This is a genomic window from Dokdonella sp. (genome assembly GCF_036518555.1).
Taxonomy (GTDB): domain Bacteria; phylum Pseudomonadota; class Gammaproteobacteria; order Xanthomonadales; family Rhodanobacteraceae; genus Dokdonella_A.
The window spans coordinates 1-11,204 of record NZ_DATDMY010000274.1; the positions used below are offsets into that span (position 1 = coordinate 1).

11 protein-coding genes and 1 riboswitch are annotated in these 11,204 nt (G+C 71.1%); of the genes, 8 read left to right on the top strand and 3 right to left on the bottom strand.

All coding sequences use genetic code 11. The features are described 5' to 3' along the window. Positions 1-104: 104 nt before the first annotated feature. Together gmk and VI238_RS15015 are read right to left on the bottom strand one after the other, a co-directional pair. Positions 105-722 carry a guanylate kinase gene (gene gmk / locus VI238_RS15010; protein WP_331652786.1) on the bottom strand — a complete coding sequence of 206 codons (618 nt, stop codon included), beginning with the start codon at positions 720-722 and terminating at the stop codon, positions 105-107. After that, positions 719-1,582, bottom strand: coding sequence for a YicC/YloC family endoribonuclease (locus VI238_RS15015; protein ID WP_331652788.1), 864 nt, complete (start codon positions 1,580-1,582; stop codon positions 719-721). The genes gmk and VI238_RS15015 overlap by 4 nt, the downstream gene beginning before the upstream one ends. A gap of 72 nt (positions 1,583-1,654) precedes the next feature. On the opposite strand from VI238_RS15015, the gene rph reads away from it, so the two are divergent. The 8 genes from rph to VI238_RS15055 all read left to right on the top strand — a co-directional run bounded on the left by rph (position 1,655) and on the right by VI238_RS15055 (position 9,811). Further along, a complete protein-coding gene (rph, locus tag VI238_RS15020) occupies positions 1,655-2,401 on the top strand; it encodes a ribonuclease PH (RefSeq protein ID WP_331652790.1) in 747 nt (248 codons plus the stop codon). Further along, positions 2,398-2,790 carry a VOC family protein gene (locus VI238_RS15025; RefSeq protein WP_331652792.1) on the top strand — a complete coding sequence of 131 codons (393 nt, stop codon included), beginning with the start codon at positions 2,398-2,400 and terminating at the stop codon, positions 2,788-2,790. The genes rph and VI238_RS15025 overlap by 4 nt, the downstream gene beginning before the upstream one ends. After that, the gene (gene rdgB, locus VI238_RS15030; RefSeq protein WP_331652794.1) at positions 2,787-3,410 is read left to right on the top strand and encodes an RdgB/HAM1 family non-canonical purine NTP pyrophosphatase; all 624 of its coding nucleotides are present in this window, start codon (positions 2,787-2,789) and stop codon (positions 3,408-3,410) included. Before VI238_RS15025 ends, rdgB begins: the two co-directional genes overlap by 4 nt. Positions 3,411-3,414: 4 nt before the next feature. Then, positions 3,415-4,590 (top strand): radical SAM family heme chaperone HemW, encoded by a 1,176-nt coding sequence (gene hemW / locus VI238_RS15035; protein WP_331652796.1) that lies wholly within the window; start codon positions 3,415-3,417, stop codon positions 4,588-4,590. 97 nt (positions 4,591-4,687) lie between these two features. Further along, a complete protein-coding gene (locus tag VI238_RS15040) occupies positions 4,688-4,876 on the top strand; it encodes a CPXCG motif-containing cysteine-rich protein (RefSeq protein WP_331652798.1) in 189 nt (62 codons plus the stop codon). Between the two features lie 20 nt (positions 4,877-4,896). Beyond that, positions 4,897-5,113, top strand: a riboswitch (cobalamin riboswitch). Between the two features lie 124 nt (positions 5,114-5,237). Beyond that, a complete protein-coding gene (locus tag VI238_RS15045; protein ID WP_331652800.1) occupies positions 5,238-7,070 on the top strand; it encodes a TonB-dependent receptor domain-containing protein in 1,833 nt (610 codons plus the stop codon). 234 nt (positions 7,071-7,304) lie between these two features. Then, entirely contained in the window at positions 7,305-9,467 is a 2,163-nt protein-coding gene (locus tag VI238_RS15050) for a DUF1631 family protein (protein WP_331652802.1), read from the top strand. Then, positions 9,464-9,811 carry a PilZ domain-containing protein gene (locus VI238_RS15055; protein ID WP_331652804.1) on the top strand — a complete coding sequence of 116 codons (348 nt, stop codon included), beginning with the start codon at positions 9,464-9,466 and terminating at the stop codon, positions 9,809-9,811. Before VI238_RS15050 ends, VI238_RS15055 begins: the two co-directional genes overlap by 4 nt. Before the next feature lie 36 nt (positions 9,812-9,847). On the opposite strand, the gene VI238_RS15060 is transcribed toward VI238_RS15055, so the two are convergent. Then, positions 9,848-10,507 (bottom strand): TetR/AcrR family transcriptional regulator, encoded by a 660-nt coding sequence (locus VI238_RS15060; protein ID WP_331652806.1) that lies wholly within the window; start codon positions 10,505-10,507, stop codon positions 9,848-9,850. Between the last annotated feature and the right edge of the window lie 697 nt (positions 10,508-11,204).

The following is an 11,204-nucleotide window of genomic DNA, read 5'->3' on the forward strand; positions in this document are numbered from 1 at the left end:
GTTCACGTGGGACGGGACCGTGGTCGGCGTAGGCGCGGCGGCGCCGCGCGGCGCGCTACCGTAGCCGAAGCGGTGGCTGCGCAGCCAGCGACGCGGCCGCTCGTTCAATCGGCCTTCAGCAGGTCGGCGATGAGCGCGGCATGGCGCACGGCCTGGACTTCGCGGCGCAGCCGCTGGCAGGACACGATCGCGCGCAAGTCGGCCAGCGCGTCCGCGAACTGGTCGTTCACGACGAGGTAGTCGAAGTCACCGGCATGGGCGACCTCATCGCGCGACTCGGCCAGCCGGCGCGCGATGGCCACGGCGTCGTCCGAGGCGCGATTGCGCAACCGGCGCTCGAGTTCCGCGCGCGACGGCGGCAGGATGAACACGCTGATGCAGTCGGGCATCGCCGCGCGCACCTGGCGCGCGCCCTGCCAGTCGATCTCCAGCAGCACGTCGCGTCCCTGCGCGAGCAGCGGCTCCACCGCCGCGCGCGACGTGCCGTAGAGGTTGCCGAACACCTCCGCGTGTTCGAGGAACGACCCGTCGGCGACCATGCGCTCGAACACGCCGCGATTGACGAAGTGGTAGTGCTCGCCGTCGCGGTCGTTCGGGCGCGGCGGCCGCGTCGTGTGCGAGATCGACAGCGCGATGCCGGGCTCGCGCTCGAGCAGCGCGTTGACGAGGCTCGACTTGCCCGCCCCGGACGGTGCCGCGACGATGTAGAGGCAACCGCTCATTCGAGGTTCTGCACCTGCTCGCGCATCTGCTCGATGAGCACCTTGAGCTCGACGGCGGCATTGGTGGTGCGCGGATCGGCGGCCTTGGAGCCGAGCGTGTTGGCCTCGCGGTTGAATTCCTGCATGAGGAAATCGAGGCGGCGGCCGACCGCTTCCTTCAGGCCGAACACGCGGCGCGCCTCGGCGACGTGCGCGGTGAGTCGATCCAGCTCCTCGTCGACGTCGATGCGCTGCAGCTGCAGCACGACTTCCTGCTCGACGCGGCCGGGTTCGAGCGGCATCTTGAGTTCGGCCAGGCGCGTGTCGAAGCGCGCGCGCAGCGCGCTGCGCACCTCGGGCAGGTGCGCACGCACATCGGCGACGATGCGCTCGATCGCGTCGAGACGCTCGCGCAGGAAGACCCCGAGCCGCTCGCCTTCGCGCCCGCGCGCCGCGACCATGTCGTCGAGCGCGGCGTCGAGCAGGCGCAGGGCCGCCTGGCGCAGCGACTCCTGGTCGGCGCCCTGGTCGAGCAGCACGCCGGGCCAGCCGAGCAGCGAGGCGAAGTCGACGTGCAGCTGCGGGAACTTCGCCGCGAGCATCTGCGCGGTATCGGCGAGCCGCGCGACGAGCGCCTCGTCGACGGCGATCTCCGCCGCGCTCGTGGCGGCCGGCTTCCAGCGCAGGCCGAGGTCGACCTTGCCGCGCGCGAGCCTCGTCGCGACGCGCTCGCGCACGGCCGGTTCGAGCGCGCGCAGCTCTTCGGGCAGGCGCAGTCCGAGTTCGAGATAGCGGTGGTTGACCGAGCGCAGCTCGATCGCCAGCGAGCCGTGTCCGGTATCGGCCTCGGCGCTGGCAAAGGCGGTCATGCTACGCAGCATCGGCGGGCCCCGCGCGGGTACGAAAGGGGCGCAATGGTAAACTCCGCGGCCCAATTGCCAAAGCGCCCCCGCATGACGGCTTCCGCCCCGAGTTCCACGCGCCCGTCCGGCCGCGCCGCCGACCAGTTGCGCCCGGTGGTCATCCAGCGCCACTACACGCGCCACGCCGAAGGTTCGGTGCTCGTCGCTTTCGGCGATACGCGCGTGCTCTGCACCGCGAGCGTGGAGGAGAAGGCGCCGCCGTTCCTGCGCGGCAAGGGCGAAGGCTGGGTCACCGCGGAATACGGCATGCTGCCGCGAGCGACCGGCCAACGCACCCAGCGCGAGGCCGCGCGCGGCGGCCAGGGCGGCCGCACGATGGAAATACAGCGCCTGATCGGGCGCAGCCTGCGCGCCTGCATCGATCGCCAGGCGCTCGGCGAACGCACGATCACGCTCGACTGCGACGTGCTGCAGGCGGACGGCGGCACGCGCACCGCGGCGATCACCGGCGCCTACGTCGCGCTTGCCGATGCGATCGGCTGGCTCAAGGCGCGCCACCTGCTCAAGCGCGACCCGCTCTTCGGCGCGGTCGCCGCCGTGTCGGTCGGCATCGTCAACGGCACGCCGATGCTCGACCTCGACTACGCCGAGGACTCCGCCTGCGACACCGACATGAACGTGGTCATGAACGACGGCGGCGGCTTCATCGAAGTGCAGGGCACTGCGGAAGGCCATGCATTCCGCCGCGACGAACTCGACGCGTTGCTGGCGCTCGCCGGCAAGGGCGTCGCCGAACTGTGCGCATTGCAGCGCGAAGCGCTCGCGCGCGACGCATGACCGCGCGCATCGCCCAGGTCGCGCTGATCGTGCGCGATTACGACGAGGCGATCGCATGGTTCGCCGGCGCGCTCGGCTTCATCCTGCTCGAGGACACCGACCTCGGTGGCGGCAAGCGCTGGGTGCGGATCGCCCCCGCGGCCGATGCGGCGTTCACGTTGCTGCTCGCGAAGGCGGCGAACGAGCGCCAGCTCGGCGCGGTCGGCGACCAGCACGGCGGTCGCGTCGGCTGGTTCCTGCACACCGACGATTTCGCGCGCGACCATGCGCGGCTCGCGGCGGCGGGCGCACGCTTCGACGGGCCGCCGCGCCACGAGGCCTACGGCACCGTCGTCGTGTTCACCGACCTGTACGGCAATCGCTGGGACCTGATCGGGCCGCACGCGTGAGCGGGTCCGCGAAGCTCGTGCTCGCGAGCGGCAATCGAGGCAAGCTGGTCGAGATGCGCGAGCTCCTCGCCGGCGAAGGCCTCGACCTGGTCTCGCAAGCGGAACTCGGCATCGACGACGTCGAGGAAACCGGCGCGACCTTCGTCGAGAACGCGCTGCTCAAGGCGCGCCATGCCGCGCGCGCGACCGGAATGCCCGCGCTCGCCGACGACTCCGGCTTGTGCGTCGACGCGCTCGGCGGCGCGCCCGGCCTCTACTCTGCGCGCTATGCGGGCGCCGGCGGCGACGCCGCGGCGAACATCGCGAAGCTGCTCGATGCGCTGCGCGACGTGCCCGACGGGCGACGCACGGCGCACTTCCATTGCACGATCGTGCTGCTGCGCGCGGCCGACGATCCGGCGCCGCTGATCGCCGAAGGTCGCTGGCACGGACACATCCTGCACGCGCCGCACGGCGCGAACGGCTTCGGCTACGACCCCGTGTTCTTCGATCCCGCACTCGGTGCGGGCGCGGCCGAACTCGAACCGGCGACGAAGAACCGCGTCAGTCATCGCGGACTTGCGCTCGCGCGCCTGCGCGAGCTCATGCGCGGCCTGGCGCGTCGCGACCGCCTACAATGAGCGCATGCCGCTGATCGCGCCGCCGCTGTCGCTGTACGTGCACGTCCCGTGGTGCGTACGCAAATGCCCGTACTGCGACTTCAACTCGCACGCGCAGAACGGCGCGCTGCCGGTCGACGAGTACGTGCGCGCGCTGCTCGCCGACCTCGACCGCGACCTCGCCGCGTTCGGCACCGCGCTCGAACGACGTCCGCTCGCCAGCGTCTTCTTCGGCGGCGGCACGCCCAGCCTGTTCCCACCCGACGCGATCGCGCGCGTGCTCGACGGCGTCGCCGCGCGGCTGGACCTGCCGCGCGAAGCGGAAGTCACGCTCGAGACGAATCCCGGCACGGTCGAGCACGGCCGCTTCGACGGCTACCTCGCCGCCGGCGTGAACCGCCTCAGCCTCGGCGTGCAGAGCTTCGACGACGACAAGCTGCGCCGGCTCGGCCGCATCCACTCTGCCGGCGACGCCGAACGCGCGGTCAGGCAGGCGCAGGATGCGGGCTACGCGAACATCAACCTCGACCTCATGTACGCGCTGCCGGATCAGACGCTCGAGGGAGCGCTCGACGACGTCGCCCGCGCACTCGCGCTCGAGCCCGCGCACGTCTCGCACTACCAGCTCACGCTGGAGCCGAACACGCTGTTCGCGGCGAAACCGCCGCGACTGCCCGACGAGGACTGCGCGTGGGACATGCAGGAGGCATGTCAGGTCGCGCTGGCCGACGCCGGTTACGCGCAGTACGAGGTGTCCGCCTACGCGCGCGCGGGCCGTCGCGCGGCGCACAACCTCAACTACTGGCGTTTCGGCGACTACCTCGGCATCGGCGCCGGCGCGCACGGCAAGATCAGTGATGCATCGCGCACGCGCGTCGTGCGCACGACGAAGCTGAAACTGCCGCGCAGCTACCTCGAACGCGCGGAGCGCAGGGACGCGTTCGGAACCGCGAACGACGTGTCTCCCGTCGAGCTGCCGTTCGAATTCATGATGAACGCACTGCGCCTCGAGGAAGGCGTCGACGCGACGCTGTTCGGCGAACGTACGGGGCTCGCGGCCGACGCGATCGCAGCGCCGCTCTCGCGGGCGCGCGCACGCGGCTGGATGATCGAGGACCCCGGGCGCCTCGCCGCGACCGCGCTCGGGCGGCGCTTCCTCAACGACGTGATCGGCTCGTTCCTGCCGGATGGCGTGGGCTGAGGGGCGACGTCGAGTTGTCCGCTTGGCCCTGCCCTTCCCCAGTCCCGCATCCTGACCCCGCACACCCAGCCCTCAACCCTCAGTCCCCCGAGACAGCATGCTAGAACCCATCACCCTCCACTGCCCGTACTGCGGTGAAGCCTTCGAGACGCAGGCCGACACGTCGGCCGGCTCGCAGCGCTACATCGAGGATTGCGCGGTCTGCTGCCGCCCGATCGAGGTCGCGCTCGAGATCGGCGACGACGGCGAACTGCGCCACGTCGGCACGTCGACCGACCGCGATTGAACGCGCCGGCGCGCGCGTCTACACTGCGCGCCGCCTCAGGTGCCCTGCCCGCACACGCGTGCAAGGTGAAACGGGAAGCCGGTGCGAATCCGGCGCTGCCCCCGCAACGGTTAGCGAGCCACGCCCCGATCTCATGCCACTGTCGCGCCGCGACGGGAAGGCGATCGGGGCCGATGCAGCGGGACGTCCCGCGCATCACTCGCAAGCCCGGAGACCGGCCCGGGGTTTTGCGCCTCCGCGCGAAGCGGAGGCGCCTGGCTCCAGGCGTTGCGGCGGGCAACGGACGGGCATGGACGTCTGGACGTCCGTGCGCGCGCTTTCGCCGCCCCTGGTTTACGCGGGTGTGCGAAGGAGACCGACCATGTTGCGCCTTTCCATTGTTTCGATCGCGGCGTCCGCCGCGCTGTGCGCGAGTGCGCGCGCGGACGACACCGAGTTGCAGCCGACGGTGCAGGTGACCGCATCGCGCGTCGCCGAAACCGTCGACGAAACGCTTGCCGACGTCAGCATCGTCACGCGCCAGGACATCGACGCGAGCGTCGCGCGCGACGTCTACGACCTGTTGCGCCTCGAAGCCGGGGTCGACCTGTACCGCACCGGCGGCGCCGGCCAGCAGACCTCGCTGTTCCTGCGCGGCTCGAACTCGAACCAGGTGCTCGTGCTCATCGACGGCGTGCGCGCGGCCGCGGCGACGACCGGGGCGTTCGCCTTCGAGCAGCTGCCGCTCGACGCGATCGAGCGGATCGAGATCGTGCGCGGTCCCCGCGCGAGCTATTGGGGCTCCGACGCGCTCGGCGGCGTGATCCAGATCTTCACGCGCAGGCTCGACGGTCCGCGCGTCGCCGCTTCCTACGGCAGCTACCGGGATGCGGACGCGAGCGCGGGCATCGGCCACTGGGACGGCGCCAACGGCGTGAGCATCCAGGTCGGCGCGCGCCACGTCGGCGGCTTCTCGGCGACGAATCCGGGAATCTGCAACGGACCCGACGACCCGTACTGCAGCTACGACCCCGACGACGACGCCTATCGCAACAGCAACCTCGTCCTGCGCGGCGCGCACGAGTTCGGAAGCCAGCGGCTGTCGGCGTCGCTGTACCGGAGCCAGGGCCAGTCCCAGTTCGACCAGGGCTATACCGACGTCATCGACCAGACCGCAGGCGTCGAGCTCGCGGGCGAACTCGCGCCCGGCTGGAACCATCGGATCGCGCTCGGCCACACGCGCGAGGACCTCGACACGCCCGCCTATGGCACGCTCTACCGCACGCGCCGCGCGAGCCTGTTGTGGCAGAACGAGTTCCAGCCCGGCGAAGGCCAGCGGCTCGTCGCCGGCCTCGACGTCGTGCACGACGAGGGCGAGACGCGCGACACGTTCGCGGGCAGCGCGCGGTACGACGAAAGCCGCAACGGCCGCGCATTGTTCGGCGGCTGGCGTGCGACGTCGGGCGCGTTCGACGCCGAGCTGTCCGCTCGCTACGACCACGACAGCGACTTCGGCGGGGCGACCACCGGCTCGCTCGCGCTCGGCTGGCGCGCGAGCGACGCCTGGCGCGCGTACGCGAGCTTCGGCCAGGGCTTCCGCAGCCCGACCATGAACGAACTCTACGATCCGGGCTACGGCGGCTACTACGCCGGCAATCCCGAACTCGATCCCGAACGCTCGCGCAGCGCCGAACTCGGCCTCGAGTACGTCCCCTCGCCCGACCAGCGGCTCAAGGCGAACCTGTATTCGACCCGCGTCGAGGACCTCATCAGCTTCACCGGCACGCAGAACCAGGCGATCAACATCGCGCATGCGCGCATCGATGGCGCCGAACTGGCCTGGAACGGGCGCTTCGGCGCCTGGTCCGCGCGAGCCAACTACACGTGGGAAGACGCGCGCGACGGCGACACCGGCGCCCGGTTGCTGCGCCGCGCGCGCAGCAAGGCGTCCGCCGTCGTCGAGCGCGCGTTCGGTGCGCGCTTCAGCGCGGGCGCCGAAATGCAGTACGCGGGCCGCCGGGAAGACATCGGCGGCGTCCAGCTGCCCGCGTACGCATTGCTCAACCTGCGCGCGCGCTGCGCGCTCGGCGACGCCTGGAGCGTGAGCGCGCGCGCGGAGAACATCACCGACCGCGCGTACGAGCTCGTCCACGGCTACGACACCGCAGGCCGTTCCGGCTGGATCGAGGTGACCTGGCAGCCGCGCGCACGCTGACCGAACGCCCCTGTTCCCGCGCACGCGCGGCGTGCCAGAATGGTCGCGACGCCGGCGCGCGGCGCCGGCATGGGGAGCCGGCCGGGCGCCGGCCCGATCCGCGCCGCAGGCGCGGCGCACGCGAATGGGGACGTTCGGCGGATGACGAGCGGCGAGCGAACGCCAGGCGGCACCCGTACAGGCGGACAGGAGCGGCTGCCCAGCCTTGGTCGCCGCTCCGACCTGCCGCCGCGCGTGCGCAATCTCCTCGAGGGCCTGCAGCAGCACGCCGCAGGCTGGTTCGAGCCCGCGCTCGCGCGCTCGCTCGTCGACATCGACACCAGCCTGTTCCGCATGGCGGAGCGGTCGGGCAACAGCGCCGAACAGCAACGCCGGTTCGAAGCGATGCGCGCGCTGAAGCAGGCGAACGCGAGCGTGCAGCAGCGCTTCCAGCACCACCTCGAAGCCGACCTCGCGCAGGTTCGTACGGCCGCGGCGACCGCCCACGCGCAAGTCCCCCAGGCGACGTCGTCGCTCGAACTCGTCGACGCCGCGGTCCTCGAGGAAGATCTCGGCCTACAGGAGATCGCGGGCAAGGCGGACATCCGCAACAGCCAGGCGCTGCACGCCTACACGCATCGCTTCGCGGTCATCGCCGGCAGCGCGGTGCCACCGATCGAAGCCGTGCCGCTGGGGCCGACCCGCGTCGCCGACGCGTTCCGCTACGCGCTGTCCGAGGTCGAACTCGACCTCGAACACCGCCTGTTCGCCTATCGCCAGTTCGATCGCGCCGTGATGGCGACGCTCGCCCCGTTCTACGACCGCATCAACACCTGGCTCGGCGGCCAGCGCGTGCTGCCCAACCTGCAGCATCCCTCGTTCCGGCGCCCCGACGGCCCGCATGCGGCCGACGCGTCGACCGGGGCGCCGGAAACGCCCGACGCGCAAGCGGCCGGCGAAGCGCCCGCGGTCGCGCGCGCCGCGCAGGCGACTCCGGATGCGGAGTTGTTCGGCACCCTGCGCGACCTGCTCGGCGCCAAGCGGCGCGCCGAAGGCGGGGCTGGAGCCGGCGCGGCGGCGCACCAGCCGGCGAGCCGCGAAGACCTGCAGAGCGTGCTCGGCGCGCTGCAGCGCGCGCCCACCACGGCGGCGCAGCAGGCGCGCTACGACAGCGAGCACTTCAAGAACACGCTGCTGGTGAAGTTGCGTCGGGCGAGCCCCGAGGGACGCCCACTCGGGCTCGGCGACGAGGATCTCGATACGGTCGACCTCGTCGGCATGCTGTTCGACTACGTCGTGCGCAACGTTCGCGAGGGCAGCGGCGCGCGCTCGCTGCTGGGCCGCCTGCACGTGCCGGTGCTGCGCGTGGCGCTCGGCGACAAGAGCTTCTTCACGCGTCGCGACCATCCCGCGCGCGAACTGCTCAACACGATCGCCGAGACCGGCGCGCACTGGTTCGACGACTCCGACACCGACCCCGACCTCGCGCGCAAGATGCAGATGGTCGTCGACCACGTGAGCGCGAACTTCGACGGCGATGTCGGCGTGTTCGAGCACCTGCTCGGCGACCTCGGCAAGCACATGCAGCTGCTCGCGCGGCGCGCCGAGGTGGTCGAGCGGCGCAACATCGATGCCGCCCGCGGCCGGGATCGCCTCGAGGTCGCCCGCGAGGCCGCGCGCGCGGCGGTGATCCGGGTCCTGCAGGCGACGATACCCGCGCCGCGCGTGCGCTCGCTGCTCGAGCAGGCATGGACCGACGCGCTCGCGCTCAGCGCGTTGCGCGACGGTCCCGAAGGCAGCGAGTTCAAGCGCCGCGTCGAAGTCGCCGAGACGATCGCGCGACGCGGTCTCGCGCCGCTCGGCGACACGCCCGACGACGATGCCGTGCGACAGGAGCTCGAAGGCGGCCTGCACCAGGTCGGCCTGCACGGCGACGACGTGCGCGGCCTGGTGGACAACCTGTTCACGCGCACGCCGACGCCGGAGGCTTCCGCGCAACTCCAGCGCATCGACGAAGCGCTCAAGGACAAGCCGCGCCTGGGCAGCCAGAACACGCCGGCTGCGCCTGCGCGCGCGACGCCGCCGCCCATGACGCCCGCGGAGGCCGAGATGCTCCAGCAGCTCAAGCGCACGCCATTCGGCACCTGGTTCGAGTTCGTGCGCAACCAGCAGGGCGACACGGTCCGCCGCAAGCTCGCCTGGTTCTCGCCGCTGACCGGCCACTGCCTGTTCGTGAACCAGCGCGGCGTGCGCGTCGACGACCACACGCTCGAACAGGTCGCGCGCGACATGGCGCGTGGCCAGATACGTCCCGTCGCGAGCGAACAGGGCTCGCTGATCGACCGCGCGTGGAAGGCGATCATCGGGCTGCTGCGCACGCACGAGCCCGCGCGCGCGACTGCGGGAGCCGCGCCATGAACGAGAAGCGCAGGCTGCCGCGCAAGCGCCCTGACGTCGCGCTGCACGTGACCGACACGATGACCGGCGAAGTGCTCGGTCACCTCGGCAATATCTCGATGGAAGGCATGTTGCTGCTCGCGCAGCGACCGATCGCGGACGACGCGCTCTACCAGTTTTCGTTCCACCTGCCGGATGCGCACGGGCGGCTGTATCCGATCGAAGTCGGCGTGCACGAACAGTGGAGCGCGCCCGGCACGATGCGCGGGCAGAACTGGGTCGGCTTCCGCTTCGTCGACATCGCGCCCGACGACGCCGGCGTGCTGCGCGACTGGCTCATGCACGCGCAGGATTTCGTCGACTGAAACGCGGCCGCGTGGGCGATGCCCGCGGCGATGCGCTCAGAGCGCCACGACGCGCTCGGGGCTGGCCGCGTAGGCGCGCAGGAAGAATTCGACCGTAGCGCGGATGTGGGTTTCGATGTCCTGCTCGGTGAACGGACCCGAGCACCCGCACATCAGGCGCGCATGCAGTTCGCCCTTGAGCAGCGCGAAGAACTGCGACGACGCACGCGGGATGTCGCCGATCACGAGCTGGCCGGCTTCGACCTCGTGGCGCAGGAACTGCTGGAAACCGCTCTGTACGCGCTGCGGCCCGGCTTCCCAGAACATCTGCACGAGCTTTTCGGACATGCCCGTGCCCGACGTGAGCAGGCGATGCAGCGAGATCGACTCGGGCGCGGTCACGAGCGCGAAGAACGCGCGCGCGATCGCCTCGAGCTGGCGGCGTACCGGCCCTTCGACGTCGATCTCGAACAGCGTCGCCGGCATCTGCTCCTCGCAACGGGCGCGGATCGCGGCGAAGAACAACGTTTCCTTGTCGGTGAAGTGGCTGTAGACGGTGAGCTTGGACACGCCGGCCTCGGCCGCGATCGCGTCCATGCTCGTGCCCTCGAAGCCGGTGAGCGGAAACAGGCGTTTTGCCGCATCGAGGATGGCGGCACGCTTTTCGAGGTCTTTCGGACGACCCGGTCCGCACGTTTTGGCGATGGCTGCGTTCATGTCGACGAATACTAGCTGGACTACCGAGTACAGATTCGATACTATACCCGCAAGTTCACCAAATGGTGGCGACCACTCGCGGTTTCCATACCGGCCCCGCGAAGAGGCGCTGCCGCGCCGCTCCCGGGATTATGCCGCCTGACGCCTGTCAGGCGTAGGCCATGACGGGTCGGACATGCTTGTTTTCGTTCGCTTTGACAGTCTCTCGCCGCACCGTCCGGGTCTTTCTCCCTCCCCCGCGACCGGACGGTGCGGTCGGGAGCTCTCGTGGCGCGGTGCTTCGCCCGCACGAGGGGAGTCGGGTCGAACCCGGCGGATCCATGGCATACGTCTTGCTGGAGTGCGGCGCCATGCAACCTTTTCCTTCGTCAATGCATCAGATGGCCGCGACGAGCCGTGGCCGACCGATCGGGGTACGGCGATGAACGCTACGGGATCGACGGGCGCCGGTGCGTCCGCTGCGGCCAGTGACGCCAGTCTTGCCTTGCGCATCGCCCAGCGCGCGTTCGCGCCGCTCCTGGAGCGCGACGTGCGACACACGGCGTTCCGCTTCGCGCAGCTGCGCACTGGCGCGCGACGCGTGCTGTCCGCACTGTCCGCGGACGACCGCGTCCGCTTCACGCGCTGGCTCGCGCTGCACTGCGCCGCTGCGGCGCCCGATGCGCGCGAGCTCGCGGAGCGCCGCCTCGCACGCATC

Excerpts from the sequence above, each read along its gene's own strand:
- gmk (WP_331652786.1), bottom strand. The coding sequence starts at position 722 with ATGAGCGGTTGCCTCTACATCGTCGCGGCACCGTCCGGGGCGGGCAAG.
- VI238_RS15015 (WP_331652788.1), bottom strand. The coding sequence starts at position 1,582 with ATGCTGCGTAGCATGACCGCCTTTGCCAGCGCCGAGGCCGATACCGGA.
- VI238_RS15040 (WP_331652798.1), top strand. The coding sequence starts at position 4,688 with ATGCTAGAACCCATCACCCTCCACTGCCCGTACTGCGGTGAAGCCTTC.
- VI238_RS15060 (WP_331652806.1), bottom strand. The coding sequence starts at position 10,507 with ATGAACGCAGCCATCGCCAAAACGTGCGGACCGGGTCGTCCGAAAGAC.
- VI238_RS15045 (WP_331652800.1), top strand. The coding sequence starts at position 5,238 with ATGTTGCGCCTTTCCATTGTTTCGATCGCGGCGTCCGCCGCGCTGTGC.
- rph (WP_331652790.1), top strand. The coding sequence starts at position 1,655 with ATGACGGCTTCCGCCCCGAGTTCCACGCGCCCGTCCGGCCGCGCCGCC.
- VI238_RS15055 (WP_331652804.1), top strand. The coding sequence starts at position 9,464 with ATGAACGAGAAGCGCAGGCTGCCGCGCAAGCGCCCTGACGTCGCGCTG.
- VI238_RS15025 (WP_331652792.1), top strand. The coding sequence starts at position 2,398 with ATGACCGCGCGCATCGCCCAGGTCGCGCTGATCGTGCGCGATTACGAC.
- hemW (WP_331652796.1), top strand. The coding sequence starts at position 3,415 with ATGCCGCTGATCGCGCCGCCGCTGTCGCTGTACGTGCACGTCCCGTGG.